This is a genomic window from Pedobacter sp. SAFR-022 (genome assembly GCF_051965375.1).
GTDB lineage: Bacteria > Bacteroidota > Bacteroidia > Sphingobacteriales > Sphingobacteriaceae > Pedobacter.
In genome coordinates, this window is record NZ_JBQCME010000001.1 from 492,202 (window position 1) to 510,126 (window position 17,925).

The 17,925-nt window shown below is 45.2% G+C and carries 14 protein-coding genes; 7 read left to right on the forward strand and 7 right to left on the reverse strand.

The features are described from left to right. The first annotated feature begins 21 nt into the window (after positions 1-21). Both ACTHQF_RS02155 and ACTHQF_RS02160 read left to right on the forward strand, forming a co-directional pair. Positions 22-1,656, forward strand: a complete 1,635-nt coding sequence (locus tag ACTHQF_RS02155) for an amidohydrolase (RefSeq protein WP_440428200.1) — start codon at positions 22-24, stop codon at positions 1,654-1,656. Next, a complete protein-coding gene (locus ACTHQF_RS02160) occupies positions 1,643-3,451 on the forward strand; it encodes a serine hydrolase domain-containing protein (protein ID WP_440428201.1) in 1,809 nt (602 codons plus the stop codon). The genes ACTHQF_RS02155 and ACTHQF_RS02160 overlap by 14 nt, the downstream gene beginning before the upstream one ends. An 83-nt stretch (positions 3,452-3,534) precedes the next feature. Here the strand turns inward: ACTHQF_RS02160 and ACTHQF_RS02165 are convergent, their stop codons facing one another. Then, positions 3,535-4,497, reverse strand: coding sequence for an isopenicillin N synthase family dioxygenase (locus ACTHQF_RS02165; protein ID WP_440428202.1), 963 nt, complete (start codon positions 4,495-4,497; stop codon positions 3,535-3,537). A gap of 240 nt (positions 4,498-4,737) precedes the next feature. On the opposite strand from ACTHQF_RS02165, the gene msrA reads away from it, so the two are divergent. Beyond that, positions 4,738-5,337, forward strand: coding sequence for a peptide-methionine (S)-S-oxide reductase MsrA (gene msrA, locus ACTHQF_RS02170; RefSeq protein WP_440428203.1), 600 nt, complete (start codon positions 4,738-4,740; stop codon positions 5,335-5,337). A 79-nt stretch (positions 5,338-5,416) separates the two neighbouring features. On the opposite strand, the gene ACTHQF_RS02175 is transcribed toward msrA, so the two are convergent. Together ACTHQF_RS02175 and ACTHQF_RS02180 are read right to left on the reverse strand one after the other, a co-directional pair. Then, positions 5,417-6,721, reverse strand: a complete 1,305-nt coding sequence (locus ACTHQF_RS02175; protein ID WP_440428204.1) for an SGNH/GDSL hydrolase family protein — start codon at positions 6,719-6,721, stop codon at positions 5,417-5,419. A 22-nt stretch (positions 6,722-6,743) separates the two neighbouring features. Continuing rightward, positions 6,744-7,961: an OmpP1/FadL family transporter gene (locus tag ACTHQF_RS02180; protein WP_440428205.1), complete on the reverse strand. Its 1,218-nt coding sequence runs from the start codon at positions 7,959-7,961 to the stop codon at positions 6,744-6,746. A gap of 189 nt (positions 7,962-8,150) precedes the next feature. Here ACTHQF_RS02180 and ACTHQF_RS02185 point away from each other — a divergent pair, with 189 nt between their 5' ends. Then, entirely contained in the window at positions 8,151-8,786 is a 636-nt protein-coding gene (locus ACTHQF_RS02185; protein ID WP_440428206.1) for an NAD(P)H-dependent oxidoreductase, read from the forward strand. A gap of 227 nt (positions 8,787-9,013) precedes the next feature. Here the strand turns inward: ACTHQF_RS02185 and ACTHQF_RS02190 are convergent, their stop codons facing one another. Further along, on the reverse strand, positions 9,014-9,805 hold the full coding sequence (locus tag ACTHQF_RS02190) for a hypothetical protein (protein WP_440428207.1): 792 nt from the start codon (positions 9,803-9,805) through the stop codon (positions 9,014-9,016). 253 nt (positions 9,806-10,058) lie between these two features. On the opposite strand from ACTHQF_RS02190, the gene ACTHQF_RS02195 reads away from it, so the two are divergent. After that, positions 10,059-12,791 (forward strand): carboxypeptidase-like regulatory domain-containing protein, encoded by a 2,733-nt coding sequence (locus tag ACTHQF_RS02195; RefSeq protein ID WP_440428208.1) that lies wholly within the window; start codon positions 10,059-10,061, stop codon positions 12,789-12,791. A gap of 83 nt (positions 12,792-12,874) precedes the next feature. Here ACTHQF_RS02195 and ACTHQF_RS02200 read toward each other — a convergent pair whose 3' ends face one another. Together ACTHQF_RS02200 and ACTHQF_RS02205 are read right to left on the reverse strand one after the other, a co-directional pair. Next, positions 12,875-14,404, reverse strand: a complete 1,530-nt coding sequence (locus ACTHQF_RS02200) for a PspC domain-containing protein (protein ID WP_440428209.1) — start codon at positions 14,402-14,404, stop codon at positions 12,875-12,877. After that, positions 14,401-14,733 (reverse strand): PadR family transcriptional regulator, encoded by a 333-nt coding sequence (locus ACTHQF_RS02205; RefSeq protein WP_440428210.1) that lies wholly within the window; start codon positions 14,731-14,733, stop codon positions 14,401-14,403. The genes ACTHQF_RS02200 and ACTHQF_RS02205 overlap by 4 nt, the downstream gene beginning before the upstream one ends. 167 nt (positions 14,734-14,900) lie before the next feature. Between ACTHQF_RS02205 and ACTHQF_RS02210 the strand changes: the two genes are divergently transcribed. Next, positions 14,901-16,361: an amino acid permease gene (locus ACTHQF_RS02210; RefSeq protein WP_440428211.1), complete on the forward strand. Its 1,461-nt coding sequence runs from the start codon at positions 14,901-14,903 to the stop codon at positions 16,359-16,361. Between the two features lie 147 nt (positions 16,362-16,508). Further along, entirely contained in the window at positions 16,509-16,667 is a 159-nt protein-coding gene (locus ACTHQF_RS02215; protein WP_440428212.1) for a hypothetical protein, read from the forward strand. A gap of 93 nt (positions 16,668-16,760) precedes the next feature. On the opposite strand, the gene ACTHQF_RS02220 is transcribed toward ACTHQF_RS02215, so the two are convergent. Further along, on the reverse strand, positions 16,761-17,903 hold the full coding sequence (locus ACTHQF_RS02220) for a putative sensor domain DACNV-containing protein (RefSeq protein WP_440428213.1): 1,143 nt from the start codon (positions 17,901-17,903) through the stop codon (positions 16,761-16,763). Positions 17,904-17,925: the final 22 nt, after the last annotated feature.

Consider the following 17,925-nt stretch of genomic DNA (forward strand, 5'->3'; position numbering starts at 1 on the left):
GCTTTTAATACCTTTAACAACATGAACAAACTTAACGCTACATTACTGATGTGCAGCATGCTGCTTTTTAGCTGTATGGGCAAAAAAGCAGACTTAATCGTCTATAACGCTAAGGTTTATACGGTGAACAACAAGTTCGATACCGTGGAAGCTTTTGCCGTAAAGGACGGCAAGATCATTGAACTCGGCAGCAACGCAGACATCGAGAAAGTGTACCATGCCGCAGAGCGGATCGATGCCGGTGGTAAAGCCGTATATCCGGGCTTCATCGATGCACATGCACACTTCTATGGTTATGGCGAAAGCCTGCAAACCGCAGATCTGACTGGCACCAAAAGCTGGGAAGAAGTATGCAGCAGACTAGAAGCCTTCGCAAAGGATCATCCGGAAGGCTGGCTGATTGGCCGTGGCTGGGATCAGAATGACTGGACAAACAAAACGTTCCCCGATAAAGCCGCGTTGGATAGGCTTTTCCCAAACCAACCGGTGCTGCTTACCCGCATTGATGGCCATGCTGCTATTGCCAATCAGAAAGCATTGGATGCCGCAGGGATCAAGGCAAGCTATGAACTCACCGGTGGAGACATTGTAGAAAGTAATGGAAAGCCTACTGGCTTACTGATCGATAACGCGGTGGATCTGGTATCCTCTAGAGTTCCCGCGCCTACCGCAGAACAGCAAGAGAAGATCCTGCTTGATGCCCAAAAGAACTGCTTTGCAGCAGGCCTGACGACCATTGATGATTGCGGTGTAGATGCGCAGCTGGTTGAATTTATAGAAGGCATGCAGGCATCAAACAAGTTGAAAATGCGTTTATACCTAATGCTGTCGGATAAAAAAGAAAACTACGATTACCTGTTTAAACGCGGCGCAATTAAAACGGACCGGTTAAATGTACGCTCCTTCAAGGTTTACGCTGATGGCGCACTAGGTTCCAGAGGCGCATGCCTGCTCCACCCTTACAGCGATATGCCCGGCAAACAGGGCTTCCTGTTAAGCAAACCAGAACACTTTAAGGAGGTCGCTAAAAAGATTGCCCGCAACAAGTTCCAAATGTGTACCCATGCTATTGGCGACTCGGCGAATCGCGCCATTCTGAAGATCTACAACGAAGTTTTGGGTGGCACCAATGATGCCCGCTGGCGTATTGAGCACGCACAGGTTGTTGCTCCGGAAGACTTCGCCCTTTTTGGCAAAGCTAAAGTCGTACCTTCCGTTCAACCTACACATGCAACATCAGACATGTACTGGGCAGCAGAACGCCTGGGCAACGAGCGTGTTAAAGGTGCGTATGCCTACAAGCAGCTGCTTAATCAGAATGGCTGGCTGCCACTAGGCACCGACTTCCCGGTAGAGAACATCAATCCGCTATTTACCTTTTATGCGGCTACCGCCAGAAAGGATGCGAAGAACTACCCTGCAGGGGGCTTCCAGATGGAGAACGCATTGACCAAAATGGAAGCGCTTCGCGGAATGACGATCTGGGCAGCGAAAGCCAATTTCGAAGAGAAAGAAAAGGGTAGTCTGGAAAAAGGCAAGTTTGCCGACTTCATTATTCTTGACCACGACATCATGAGTGATGACGATTCCAAAATCCTGAACACACAAGTTTTAAAAACCTATATCAACGGAGAGAAAGTATATGAGAAGAAATAAGGTCCTGAACGTTTTCCTATTATCCATTTTAGCACTAACCACCTTCAATGCCTGCGCACAGGATCATAAAACCAATCAACAACGTTTAACCGCGATTAACAGCATCATCAGCAGCACGGTGGTACTGAACAACCACGACCAGCTGATCCCCCTTAAAGGGCTCGACAAGAAGAAAGTCGCTTCCGTGAATTTAGGTTTACCGCAGCAGCAGGTTATTGACAGCATGCTGAACAAATACACCAAAGTAAGGGCCTTTCATGCCGAGGATTACAAAGATCAGCGGGATTTGAACTTTCTGGAAGACGACCTGAAGTACTACAGCACTGTAGTGGTATCATTGTCCTCCGGAGAAAGCAACAATGCGAGGTACATCAACTTCATCAATACCCTGGCCAAGAGCAAAGAAGTTATTGTTGCGCTTTTCGGTAACGGCAATGCACTCGCCTCTTTCGATATGCTGGAAGCCCCAATCGTATGGACCCCGGCATCAGACACGGAAGCTGCTGCCGTGGTTCCACAAGTGATCTTCGGAGGCATTGCGGCTACAGCCAAGCTGAAAACCGCTTACTCTGCTAAATACACGCTTGGTTCAGGATTTAATACGGAAGTCACCCGCCTTAAATATACCTTACCGGAAGATGCAGGCGTCAATGCAGATGACCTGAAGGAAATCGACAAGATCGCTGCAGAGGCGATCCGCGGAAAGGCAGCTCCAGGGATGGTTGTATTGGTTGCCAAAGATGGCAAAGTGATCTTTAACAAAGCATATGGCAACCATACCTATACCAATGGCCCGGCAGAAAAGATCACGGATATCTTTGACCTGGCTTCAGTGACGAAAACATCTGCGACAACACCGGCGGTGATGCGCTTGTTTGAGCAACAAAAGCTAAACCTTGACACCAATGTAGGCGCCTACATCCCCCGGGCACGTACCAGTCCGATGAACAACATCCACGTTCGGGAGGTAATGCTGCACCAGGCGGGATTTATCCCTTTCATCCCTTTTTACAACGCAGTTAAGGCTGCCGATCATAGCGCGGACTCCTCGGCAGCCTACCCAACGAAGGTTGCAGATGGCTATTACATGCGCAAAAACTATTTTGAGGATATCATGTGGCCACAGATGCTAAACTCACCGATCAAAACCCGCGGCAAATATGTGTACAGCGACATCAGCATGTACGTGATGAAGGACATGGTAGAACGTTTAAGTGGCAAGCCACTAAACGAATATGTGGCCATTGAATTCTATGAACCGCTGGGGATGCAGACTGCAGGCTTCCTGCCAAGGAACCGTTTCGCCAAAGAACAGATCGTTCCTACAGAGAACGACACCTACTTCCGCAAAACCCTGCTGGAGGGCTATGTACATGACCAGGGCGCAGCTATGGTGGGTGGTGTTTCCGGCCATGCCGGATTATTTGCCAATGCCAATGATGTCGCCATCCTCTACCAGATGCTCTTGAATAAAGGCAGCTATGGCGGTGAGCAGTACTTCAAACCTGAAACCGTGAACATGTTTACCGCTAAACAATCTGCAGTAAGCCGCAGAGGACTGGGCTTCGACAGATGGGACCCGGATACTACGAAGAAATATCCTTCAGCACTTGCTTCTAATATGACCTATGGTCATACCGGTTATACCGGAACCTGTGTCTGGGTAGATCCTGCAAGAGGATTGGTTTATGTCTTCCTTTCCAACCGGGTACATCCCCTGGTTTCTGACCAGCTGTCTAAACTATCGGTAAGAGGCAGAATCCAAGACGTGATTAACAAAGCGATTGACAAATAACATAAGCAAACACTTGCCATAAAAAAGGCCAGCATGATATCGTGCTGGCCTTTTTGTTTATATAAAAACGTGGTTGAAATACGCTATTTCTTCAAGCCAATTTCTCTTAATCGCTCATCAAGATATTCCCCAGCGGTCATATCACTGAAAGCCTTTGGATGTGCCTCATCGATGCAGGACTCCAAACAAGTTAAATCCATATCCGAACGCGGGTGCAGGAAGAACGGTACAGAATACCTGGAGGTCTTCATCAGCTCCACCGGCGGATTAACCACCCGGTGTGTAGTAGACTTTAATTTATTATTGGTCAGGCGCTGAAGCATATCTCCTACGTTCACGACGATATCCGAATGATGTGCTTTGATTGGCAACCACTCGTTGCTTCGTGTTAACACTTCCAGTCCATCTGCACTGGCACCAATAAGTAAAGTAATCAGGTTGATATCTTCATGAGCACCGGCACGTACGGCATCAGGCGCTATTGCTTCCGGGTTTTCAATCGGAAAATAATGGATACCTCTTAAGATGGAGTTTCCATTATGTACATGCTGATCAAAGTAATTGGTCTCTAAACCAAGGTAAGTTGCGATGGCCCTTAGAAGGTGTTTACCATTTTCCTCAAGCTTCTTGTAGATCGCTCCAGTTACAGGGTTAAAATCTGGTACTTCCTTCAATATAACATTACCCGGGTACATTTCTTTGATCGGATCACCATCCGTAACCTCCTGGCCAATTTGCCAGAACTCTTTCAAATCTGCAGTTTTAGCACCTTTTGCGGTTTCCTTTCCAGGGCTGGTATAACCACGTTGACCAGCCAATTCCGGTTTTTCATACTGGCTCTTCTGCTCAGGCGTTAGTGCAAACGCAGCTTTGATGTTTTCGTAAAGCTGATCGATCAATTCCTGACTCACACCATGGTTGGTGATGGTTACAAAACCCGAATCATTAAAGGCACGTCCAAGCTCATCAGAAAAGGTTTTTCGTTGTTCCTCGGTACCGTTGATGTAAGAGCCAAGGTCCAGGCATGGGATATACGGTGTAGACATAATGTTACTTTGTTAGTAATGTTTGTCAAAATTATAAAACAATGGCTGCAATTGTTAATACTTGATTTTCGAACAATTAAAGCAATTGTGAATTAACCCTTTAAGTTATTAACATTTTTACACAACACCTAAATTAATCAACAGTTTGTCATGTTTGGCGCTTTGCTGCGCTATGAAAATCTATACCACCTGCTGTATACGTAACTTTGGAACAGGCGCACTAAAGCCTGCAAAATAATCATGAAATACTTTTCAATTTTTGTACTTCTATTGCTTTCCATAGGTACCACGAAGGCGCAACAGCCGAAGTTGCAAAAAGCCACCTTTGGCATGGGCTGCTTCTGGTGCACAGAAGCGTTGTTTCAGCGTCTGGATGGTGTTGTTAGCATCAAGTCGGGCTATGAAGGCGGTGATGTGGTGAACCCCAGCTATGAGGATGTTTGCACCGGAACCACCGGGCATGCTGAAGTTACCGAGATCACTTTCAATCCTGCAAAGATCAGCTATGAGGAATTGTTGGCCGTGTTCTGGAAAAGCCATGACCCAACGACTTTAAACCGCCAGGGTGCTGATGTTGGTACGCAATACCGTTCAGTGGTTTTCTACCACGATGCCGCGCAGCGGGATATTGCAAAAAGATATAAAGCTGCGCTGAACAAATCCAATGCTTACGGCAAGCCTGTGGTTACGGAAATTACACCGGCACAGAAGTTTTACGTTGCCGAGCCTTATCACCAGAACTATTTTAACAAGAACAAAAATGAACCTTACTGCCGGCTGGTCATCCAACCGAAGTTGGAAAAGCTGGAAAAAGTATTTAAAGCACAGTTGAAGAAATAGCTTTAGCAAGGTCCATAAATACAACAAGGCCCTGGTAAATATTACCAGGGCCTTGTTGTATTTACGAATGTTTGAAGGATTAATTCGCAGCAGCTGCAGGAAATTTCACGCCTCTGTAATGTGCGATGTTTACGATCGGTACACTTGCTTTATACTGCTGATTGATTGCTTTGATGAATGCGTTAGCAGTTATTGCATTACCAAGCGGAGTTGGATGGATACCATCTAAAGAGAAAATATTCCCGGTGATATATGCGGTGCTGATGGCAGCACCATTAACCATCTTAGGTGTCGCAAACTGATTCATCAAATCATCGATGTCAACAATTGCCAGTTTATTCAATGCAGCAATTTCTTTGATAATGGCGTTGTATTCGTTTGTACGGGCTTTAATCTGCGCTTGCTCTTCAGGATCAAGCACCCAGTTACTGGTAATTGGATTTCCAGGATGCAAACCGTATGGGCGTCTCTGCGCATCAGGAACACCGATGAGACCAGAAGAGCTTAATGGCAGGGTAAATTTAAATGTAGAATCTGCCATTACGGTGGTGTTAGCACCTGTTCTTACGTAAAATGTAGCATTTGGCATAACCGCTGCTACAGCACCCTGAAGTGCTTTCAGGGTAACAACATTGAAATAAGGAACTCCAAGCACGTCACCAATTGTACCCACTACACCTTTTCGACCTTCATCGCCGATAAGTCTGTTGACGGTTCTATTATACAAGGTTTCAAACTGCGTTACTGGCGTTAAAGGTTGTGACCCACCGGTATATGCAAAACCAAGAATATCATTTTGACCTTCCCAAAAGGAAAAAAAGGTGGCTTTCTGGTCTTTCATAGCTGCTTCAACGAAATCCATATACTTACTATTGCCACCAGCTGATCCAAGGATACGTGCAAAATAAACATTGTTGGATGCGTAGCCGTTAGACTCCAATAACGCTACTTTCATCTCTGGCACACCATAGTTGTTAAAAGTCCCATCGTATTTTGCCAGACTCGTTCTTGCAGCGCTGGTCCAGGCAGTATTGTTTGTTACATTACCCATTATCGGGCTTCCAGTGGGCCCAAAGCCATTAAACTGCAGATAGCCTGATCCATTTGCCTGTGCTTCGCTAAAGAACGGCGAATTGAAGTCACCCCCACCAACAGCTTTAAACTGCTTGGCCAAGATCTCCGGAAAGGAATTCTGCTGTCCTTCCAGATATAGCCCACCGTCAGCATATCCTGCGGTCAGTGAATTTCCAACAGCGATATAGCGACTGAAATCAACCTCCCCATTACTTGGAATATTTTCCTGTAAACTAGGCTTGCAGGATGCAATTGCTCCGGCTGCAACCAATGCCAAAAGGCTTTTAGCTACATAGTTTTTTTTCATCATGTTTTTCATTTTCTGAGAACGATTAGAATTTGTAAGATAGAGAGATACCCGGGATATACACTGCAGTTTTGAAGTCGCCGGCAAGACCGGTTTCAATATTGGTTTGCGTTCTTGACTTAACATTTTCATATAAGAAAGAGAAATCAATACCAAGCTTTTCAGTAGGCTGGTAACCGAAACCTGCACTCAGGATTATACGATTTGCATCCGGCACTTCGGGTGTTACATAGCCATCTTTCACCGGTGTAATTGCATAACCTGCACCTGCTCTAACTGTAAATTGCTCATTATACTGGTGTTGCACCCCCAAACGGATCGCACCTGCATCTTTGTAGTTACGAGGCGATTGGGTGTCATCAATTGTCGAATTGTTATCGTAGTCGAATGCCAGTTCTTTGTATTTATTCCAGGCTACCCAGTTTACATCTAGAGCAAGGGTTGTGCTTGGCGAAACGCTGTAACCAAAACCGATGCTGGTGGTTGCAGGCAAAGGAAGCTCTGCATTGAATTTTGTCGGAAATCCTGAGGCCAAAACTTCTGGAACAACGAAAATCGCATCACCGTCAGTTACCTTGGCGGTTACCTGTGAACGGTGCGTAATACCAACTGACAAACCTCCGAAAAGATCCTTGATATAGATACCCGCATTCCATCCAAGATCGGCTGAACTGCCTTTAAGTTTGGCAGTGCTCGCTTGTCCATTGTTCAAAAAGATCGGAATAGCACGTCTAAGATCAACTTTTCCTAGTGCATAAACCAACCCGGCACCAATACCAATGTTTTCGGTGATTTTATAACTTGCTGTTGGTTGAATATAGATGGCCTGAAGATCTAATGAAGTTACCGCGTATTTACCTGACCAGTCTTCATCCCAGTGCATGGCACCGCCGAAAGGGGTGTACACACCTAAACCGAACTTCAGGTCGCTACCCGGAGCGCCCCATACGCCATAAAGCTGAAAGGGCGGTGCAATTTTGTCTTTATTATACTCTGTAATGTTAGAACCAGTTTCGCGGAATGCCGATTTCAGATAAAGGGCACTAACACCACCCTGGATGCCATTTTGCTCTAAAAATGAAACTGCACCAGGGTTGAAGAACACGGAGGCCTCATCTATAGCAAGCCCTGTTCCGGCCCCTGCCATGGCAATTTGTTTCTGCCCCTGAAGATTTACCTGAAAGGATTGAGAGAATCCCCAAAAGGGTAATGCGGTCAATAAACCGAGTAGAATTTTTTTCATAATTAAGGTACGTTAAATGTTGCATGCCATTGAATTATGTATGCATGCATAACAAAGTAACAATTTTACTTTCACATTATTAACAAAATTTTACATATCATTTTTTAGTCAACCTTCGCAAACCACAGGCCTAAACTGATGTTAGTTTATAAATTTGCGCAGCATCATTATCACGGATAATCTAGAACTATGAACCTTATTGAAGCCCTACATTGGCGTTATGCCACCAAGAAAATGAACGGAGAAGCCGTTCCACAGGAGAAAGTTGACCAGATCGTTGAAGCCGCACGCCTTGCACCTACTTCATCTGGCTTACAGCCATTTAATGTAGTGGTAATTACCGACCCTGCACTTAAGGCTCTGATTGCACCAATAGCAAATAACCAGTCGCAAGTAATCGACTGCTCACATTTACTCGTTTTTGCAGCATGGGACAACTACACTGAAGAACGGATCAGAACGGTTTTTTCCAGGATGAATGCGGAACGTGGTGTACCGGATTCGGCAACAGAAGATTATGTAAAATCCTTGTTGGGTCTATATCTGAACCGATCTGCAACAGAAAACCATCATCACGCTGCAAAACAAGCCTACATTGGCTTTGGACTTGCCATTGCACAGGCCGCAGAACTGGAAGTTGACGCTACTCCAATGGAGGGTTTTGACAACGAGAAGCTAGATGCGCTGCTTGGCCTGGAAAAATACCACTTGAAAAGTACAACCATACTGCCTTTGGGATACCGCGATGCCGCAGGCGATTGGTTGATTAACCTTAAGAAAGTACGTAAGCCAGTCGAGAATTTTGTAATCACTTTAGACCAGTAGATTCGATCAGTTAAAATTGAAAAGCCTGTCCTCAGTTTAATGAAGACAGGCTTTTCTGTATAGCCATTTCAGGAAAATACAAGCTTTTGATCAAACGCACATCAAGCGCACATCAAAGCCAGATGACACGCACATCAACCGCACACGGGATGTGTGTTTGAACTGGGATCCATGTGTTTCTGAATATGGTTTGTAATTATGCAGATTAAAGGCATTCAGTCCTGTTATTATTCTGCTAGGGCATACCTGATGTTCGCAATGGCAAAGCCAGCCTCCCTAAACGTCATACCTTCAACATCAATCATAACATAATCAAATGGCACCTCAGATTTTACAGCAATCAGCCTTGCACCTGAGGGAGAACTGATGGTCTGCGATACGCTAAATAACGTAGGTGCACGGTATGTCGAACCACTAGGATAAGTTACCGATACCCTGAAATCCTTACCGGTGACATTTGGCGCAATTTCAAACCCAAAGGTTGTTACCCTTTTGTTTAAAAGCAGGGTTATACCATTCTCTCCTCTAACCTCACCACCCCAACGATTCCGGGCAAATAGCACTTCTGGATATTCAGATTCGGTATAAGGGCTATAGTTCCAGTGCGTCCACCAACCATTCGCACCGGGAGTAAGGCGGGCAAACCCACGATTATTAAATTCATGATCTACAATAAACTTTAGTTCTGCGCTTCCGAATCTATTATAAAAAACGCGTTCAGTTAAATTTGAAAAGCCTAACTTTTTAGTGCCTTGAATATATTCGGCGCAAACTGTATCAATAAGCTTGACCTTAATATTCTTGTACATATAGCCCTTAGTCAAAACTGCTCTTGGCAACTTTCTTTCCGGAAGGATATTGTCTGGCAATTCCGTTGACGGCACTGGATACACGAGCTCAGATGTAGCTGCAGCTACTTGTTCCGAAGATTTTTCAAAGTTTTCTGCTTTTTTCTCACAAGCCGAGAGCGTTACAGCGAGTGCAGCAGCCCATAGGGCCTTTAGGTAGAATGATTTCATAAACGTTAATTTAAATTAAATGCGCACCAAAATTAACGTATTGTTGCACAACCGTTTAAGCAATCCTCAAATTGGGTATATCCGTGTAAAAGCAGGAAAAATTTTGATACGCTTTTGAGAAGATGTGGAAAAACCGGATCCTAATGGAGCATAGCGAACGGAAATGTCAAAATATGTTAAACTAAGTGTTTTGATTAGCCTACACCTTTTATAAATCAATATATTAGCCAGATTAAAAGGTTAAAACGAATCCATGAAGTATATCAAAATTGTATTTGCCCTCACTTTCCTAACCCTGGGCTTACATTTTTCCGCAGCTGCCCAAGCCAGTCCACAACAAGACACGGCAGTACTGCAAAACATCCTTGAGAAAACAAAAAGGCTTTCCCAGACACAACCCGTAGAAAAGGTTTACCTGCATTTCGACAAACCATATTATAGCGTTGCAGATACCATCTGGTTTAAAGCCTACCTCAGCTCAGAGCAGAACCTGCCTTCACAGCTTAGTAAGATAGTTTACGTTGATGTGCTCAATGAAAAAGACTCCCTGGTGACTTCTCTGAAGCTCCCAGTGAACAACAGTGTGGCGACAGGTCACATTCCGCTCGATCTGGAGCTGTACAAACAGGGTAACTATTATGTTAAAGCCTATACAGTATGGATGTTAAACTTCCCGCAGGAATATTACTTCACAAAAACCATTGCCATTGGAGATGCCATTGACAAACGTCTGTTCACAAACATTAAATACAACGCAACCCAATCGGATAAGAGCCAAACCATCAACGCCCGTATTCAGTTCAGGAATGAAGAAAAACTGCCGCTAAGCAACAAAGTGGTAAACTGGCGCATGGTATCCTCCTACGATGTTGTAGCCAAAGGTCGCGGCACCACAGACCAAAACGGCTTCCTGAACGTAGAAATTAACACCAAAAAGGAGAATTTCATTAAGTCGGGTGAGCTGTATACGGACCTCGTCCTGGCTGACAAAGAAATACTGAGCTCAAGCTTCAACATTAAACCACAGGTTGGAAACATCGATTTGCAGTTCTTCCCTGAAGGTGGCGAGTTGTACATCGGCCTGCCAAGCCAGGTTGCAATAAAGGCGGTAAAGCCGAATGGCCTTGGTATCGATTTTACCGGTAATGTAACCGATAATGACGGCAACCAGGTTACCGCAATCAGCTCCAGTCACCTGGGCATGGGTGCTTTTTACCTGAATCCGGAGCCTTCAAAAACCTACAAAGCAAACATCACCTTCAAAGATGGAAGTAAACAGGTGTTCCAGATTCCTGCAGCAAAGGCCTCTGGCGTGAACCTGCAGGTGAGCAACACCCTTGCTGATGTAATTGGTGTCAAGATTGTTGCCAATGAAGCATACTTCCAGGCGAACAAAGGCAAACCGCTATTTCTTGTTGCACAGCATAACAACGTCGTTTATTACGCTGCGCAAACGATGCTTCAGAATCAGGTAACCTCGGCAAAAATCCCGAAGGACAAGTTCCCCTCGGGCATTGTGCAGCTGACACTTTTTTCTGCGACCGGCGAACCGGCATCCGAGCGTCTGGCCTTTGTACTGCATAAAGATGCCTTGAACCTGAAGATCAGCACCGACCTGGCGACCTACAAGCCACGTCAGAAGGTGAAGATGACCGTAACCGCACAAGATTCCACCAAGAAAATTGCCGGTAATTTCTCGGTAACGGTAATTGATGAGCAGAAAGTGCCATTTAACGATGATGCAGAAACGACGATCTTAAGCGCATTGCTGCTAACCTCCGACCTTCAGGGCTATATCGAGCGACCAAACTATTACTTTAACAAAATCAACGATAAGAAAGTAGCTGATCTTGACGTGCTGCTGCTGACACAAGGCTATCGCAGGTTTGTATATAAAGATATCCTGGCGAATAAATACACGCCAATCACCTACTATCCGGAACAAGGAATGGACATTACCGGGACATTGCGCGACCGCACGGGGATGCCGGTGAAGAAAGGTGCGCTACGGCTAACCGTAACCAATAAGCCCATTTCACAGGAGATCCTGACCAGTCCTTCCGGGCTGTTTACCTTCAAAAATCTGAACATTCCGGATTCCTCAGAAGTGGTGATCAGCGCAAAATACAACGCCAACTCCAATAATATGATGATCATGCTGGATCAATCCCCGGCAGCGGCCATTACCAAAAACATCAATGCGCCCGATGAAGTGCAGAATATTGACAGCACGCTGAACAATTACCTGGCAAACAGTAAAAAACAATACCGGTTCCTGAACAACCTGAAGGAGGTTGTAATTAAAGGTGCGCCTGTTAAAAAGGTATCGCACAATGATTACTCTGCTTTAACCACTTTAAGCATGGTCGCAGATCACCAGATTGATGGTGAGCGATTGGGCAACTGTCGCGACCTGATCAACTGCCTGAAAACGATGGCAACAGGCCTGACGTTCTATGAAAACAACTTCTACATCACCCGTGACTATAATGCTGGCAGAAGGGTACCCGTACAAGTTTTCCTTGCGGGCACGCCGGTAGATCTGTTTTCGATCAATGGTGTGAACCCTTCAGAGATTGAGTCGATTGAGATCTTCCTTAGAGACGATGTTGGAACGGTAAGCAGAACATACAACAGCAACGGGGTCATCTCCATCAACATGAAAAAGGTGGAAAAAACCAAGATGAGCATCGCTGATCTGAAGAAAATGATTCCAGAGAGCAACACCCTGAAGTTTAGTCCAAAAGGTTTCAGCAAAGATCGTGAGTTCTATGCACCGAAATACCTGCCTGGTAAAACCTACAATACCACTGATCTTAGAAGCACCATATTCTGGAACCCTAAGGTGGTAACCGACGCCACGACCGGCGCAAGCTCATTCGAATTCTACAATGCCGATGGTAAGGGTACTTACAAGGCCATCGTAGAGGGACTTGACGTTAACGGTAATCCCGGTCGATTCATTTACCGCTATACGGTCAAATAAATAAGAAGGTGTAAGAAATTATTAAAGGTCTAAAACAAAAAAGGAAGGTTTAAAACCTTCCTTTTTTGTTTAACAAGAATATATTAGTTCGGTACACCACATTTTAAGCCTTCTTCTGTCATGACCCAGACCTTCCGTGCCTCTTCGCCATCACATGACCAGTAGTCGAAGCTAAAGTTTAGGCGGTCCATATCGTCCGTCAGGAACAACTTGACCCCTACCGGAACCTTAAGCGTTAACTCCACCTCCTGATCTCTCCAGTTTGTATTGCGGTTAAGCTGAAGAAAAGGACTGAAGTTTAACAGGGAATCCTGCTGACTAAAGTCATAACGGATGTTCTGTGCATGGCTTAATGCCGCCTCGAAGTTCTTTCCATGCGAACTGTTGTTCTGCGTAAGTGTAACGCGATCGTTATCACTTTTCTCAATATTTAAGCGCACATTTCTTGGCAGGTTAAAGGGATCGTCCATTTCATTCAGGATCACTTTACCCCGGTATTTGTCGGTATTGATCTGGTATTTTACGCTATCCTCCTTAGAAAAGAATCTGGAACGATCCAGGACTAATGTGTAGGCATCATATTTCTTCAACTCTCTGACCTGTGTGAAAGCCGCTTCTTCTTTAAACTCGGAGAATACTTTAGTGATGTAAAAGATGCTCACCATTACGCCGCCTAACCACACAACAAGGAGGGCAAAGGATACCGTGCGGTTTATTGCTCTGGTGTTAAACGCAACCCGGATTGCAAAGAGCACCAGCGCAATTACAGGCACTGCCATGGCAATAAAGAACGCCACCACCATGGATGACAGATAATCATCATTTACAATATTTAAAGGAAAATAATCACTTGGGTTCGCATCCCAGAAGCCAAAGAACACCGCAAGTGCAACCAGCAGACTTAGAAAAAAGCAGGTACCAAAGATGATGATGAGCGCAGCGATTACCTTGAAGAAAGTCTTTCCCAAAGTTCTAACGAGTCGCCCCGCAGCTTCGGCAAGTTCTACAAAGAAACCACGTGAACGGTTAATCAGTTGATTCCCGGCAAGCTCTTCTTCGAAGTTGCGAATAAAGCCGTGCAGGTTTACCGGCTGCCCTTTCATATACATCCGCTGCGAACGTGTAACAGCCCGCGGAATCAGGATCCACATGATTAGATAAGCAACGATGCCCGAACCAGCAAAGAACAAGGAAACCAGAAATAATAAACGGAACCACTTGGCATCAACGTTGGCATAATGACTTAAGCCAGCACAAACACCAGCAATATAGGCCTCGTCTGTATCACGGTAGAGCTTCTTAACCCCACTGATCGTATCTTCATAACCGCTTTCTTCTGCCTCATCTGCCGACTCGAAGTCTTTCACAGAACCCATCTGTGCAATGACCGACTGCACATCATCGATGCCGATCACCTGTTTTTGTTGTTGTGCAAGGATATCGCGAAACATCTCCGCAATACGGTTTTCTATATCCGTGACAATCTCGAAATGATCAGCATTCTTTGAAAAGTGAAATTTAATCTCATTCAAATAAGCTGTTAACATTTCATAAGCGTCCTCTTCAATCAAGATGATTGAATTTCCAATATTTATGTTGAGCGTCTTTTTCATGATTTCGTTTGTTTTGATGTTTCTATGGCGTAAGACAACTCCATCCAGGTGATGTCCAGTTTATTTAGTATTTCTTTTCCTTCAGCGGTTAGCAGATAGTACTTTCTGGGGGGACCAGAGGTTGATTCAACCCAGTTATAGCTCAACAAACCGTTGTTCTTTAAGCGGGTTAATAATGGGTAAAGCGTACCCTCCACCACCAGCAATCTGGCCTTCTTTAGTTCCGCAATAATATCAGAAGCATAGATCTCCCCTTTCGATATTATCAGAAGCACACAGTATTCGAGTATGCCCTTGCGCATTTGTGTTTGCGTATTTTCTGCTATCATAAAACAAAGATATATGTTTAATACAGTAATATGCAATACATAGTACTATATTAAACATTCATCTAATTGTAACCATTTGTATATCAGCCATATAAAATTTACACAAGAACTTTACATGGTTAATAACGCATCATCTACTACTTTTGTCGACTATTTCCATATTCTTTATGCTAAAGAAATCCATTGATCAGATTCTCGTTGAAGCAAACGAGAGCAACGAACACTCCCTTAAGAGATCCTTAGGGCCTTTTAACCTGATACTCATCGGTGTAGGACTGACACTTGGCGCCGGTTTATTTTCCATCACTGGTCTTGCGGCAGCCACCTATGCAGGGCCCGCTGTTACCATATCATTTTTCATTGCGGCCCTAGGCTGTGGTTTAGCGGCCTTGTGTTATGCAGAGTTTGCTTCCATGATTCCGGTGGCGGGTAGCGCGTACACGTACTCTTACGCTACCATGGGCGAGTTTTTTGCATGGATCATTGGCTGGGACCTGGTCCTGGAATATTCTGTAGGCTGTGCTACCGTGGCCGTGAGTTGGTCGCAATACCTCACCAGGTTTTTAGCTTCCTTCAACATCTATCTTCCGGCACAACTCACCATGTCGCCCTTTGAAACTGCGCAACTTGCAGATGGCCGCATGGTAAACGGCTGGATCAATATTCCCGCAGCAATGATCGTGATCATCATGACCATGGTGGTTATTCGAGGCGCAAAGGGATCTGCAATCGTGAATGCAATCATCGTTTTCCTGAAAGTTGGTGTGGTTGTGGTGTTCATTGCCATGGGCTGGAAATACATCAATCCGGAGAACTATCAACCTTACATCCCGCAAAACACCGGTGTTTTCGGTGAGTATGGCTGGTCGGGCATCCTGCGGGGTGCAGCATTGGTATTCTTTGTATTTATCGGCTTTGACGCGGTAGCTGCTTCTGCACAGGAAACCAAGAAACCTGCAAGAGATCTGCCGATCGGGATATTAGGATCATTATTGGTTTGTACAGTATTATTCGGTGTTTTCGCACATGTACTTACCGGACTTGCAAACTATAAGGAGTTTGCCAACAGCGGGGCGCCGGTTGCGATTGCCTTGCAGAACACGCCGATAAACTGGATTAGTCAGGCGGTAATTCTGGCCATTCTGGTAGGTTATACTTCGGTGATCCTGGTGGATCTGATGGCACAATCGAGAATGTTCTATTCCATAAGCCGCGATGGCTTATTACCGAAAGTGTTTTCAGAGGTGCATACTAAATTTAGAACTCCTTATAAATCGAACATCCTGCTTTGTGCCTTCATCGCCACTTTCGCCGCTTTGGTGCCTATGCGGATTGTTGGGGAGATGACCAGCATTGGGACGCTATTGGCATTTCTAATGGTATGTGTGGGCATTCTGATCTTAAGAAAGACCAATCCAGATGCGGTGAGGCCTTTTAAAGTACCCTTTGTACCCTTAATCCCGATACTCGGAATCCTGGTTTGTCTTGGCATGATGCTATTTTTACCTGCAGATACCTGGATCAGATTGGTGGTCTGGCTGGCTATCGGTATGGCGATTTATTTTGGATACGGTAAAAAGAACAGTGTACTCAGAAAAAGTCTGGAGGAACAGAAAATGAAGGATTAACGAGTTGAAAAAGTTTTACAAGAAGCACAACTTTAACAGTTGAGTTAAGCTTGTTTAGAAAAACTAAAACTTAGGATTATTTGCCAGTAAGACAATACTTTGGCGCACACTTTGTATCGCGATAAGTACATCTTTAATCATCTACCTATGTTAATCAAATTAAATCCTGTTTTTCCGACCTATGCGAGGCATAGCGAAGAAAAGATTGAGAAGACATTAAGCAAGCAGCAATGGATTTACGCAGATCGTGTTGTTATGCTGATCATGTTCCTGGCCGTGATTACCGGGGCCATTGTATTTTCATAGGAGTTGAAAAACATTAATTAATTTTTTTCCCGGTGCTGCCCACCGGGATTTTTTATGCCCCTTCGTTTCGGTTTTTATGCCCTTTTTTGAGTTTTAGAGCAACAGCGTGTCTATGCGGTGGGCCTGCACCATGTTCCTTGTTTCAGACCAGCTGAATAAGGTATAATGGCCGTCTTGGGACGCGACAAGCGCGAGTGCATCATGCTGATCGTTCACAAACTGCGCCGCCGATAAATGGCGGGTACCACCCATCTTGGCCGCTGGCATGGTTACCGCACCTCCACCATATACAGGTTCGATCAGGATGATATCATCTACAGTCTCCTTCCCTTTTGCTCGTCCGATCTTGGCGCCAAAAGCGAGTAAGTCATAGTTTTCATTTACAATGGTTGCACCATCAACAGCGGTCAGTCCGGCCATATGTTCAACCTCCCTGCGAAGTGCCGTTTGCCAGAAGATCTGGCTTGCTTCTTTCCGGTCCTGGTTGAGCAGTTTGGATAAACCCGAGAATGCCGGTTGCACGCCATACTGAAATGGCTTGATGATCGAATGGAGCCAGTTGTTGTTCTTCGATGATACGATCAATAACGTTCCGCCGCGTTGATGCGCCCGCATGGATACGGCCAGTTGGATCATCACGTTAACGGCATCATTCCAGTACGAAGGTGCCGTTAAATCTAATAAGGATAATACAAGTTGTGGGGTATCTGGCATGGCACCACTACCCGAGTCCACGATCTTAATCTGCTCTCCTTTTAGTACAGCAACGTTGGTAAACTTGCCAAATCCTGAAAACCGGCGATGTTTGATCACCAGCAAGCTGGGTTCAGAAACGTCAAGCACAAAACAAAAATTTGGAATGCTGGTGGTGGTTCCCCAGATGTAAATTTCACCCTCTTCATGCCATACGCCCAGGTGTATGCCGGCCCGCTCTACCCCCGGCGCGATCTTAGCCAGGGCAGTGGAGGTAAGCGATAGTCGCTGCTTGAAGATTAAGGGATTTCCGGCCTGCGCTGGGGCTACAAAGGCCAGGGATATCTTTGGAGAATGGCCTTCCTCCTTGCGGAGACTGGCCCAAAATGCCGCATCAATGATCATCTCCACGATCGGCGCTTCCGGTAATGGTGCCAGGTCTATCTCCCCACGATCTTTGGCTAAACGAAGGTGCTCATTAAAGATCGACTCAACCTGAGAAGCAATAACCCGCGCCGCCTGATACGTGATTTGATATTTCATGGGATAAAGTTAAAATAAAAAA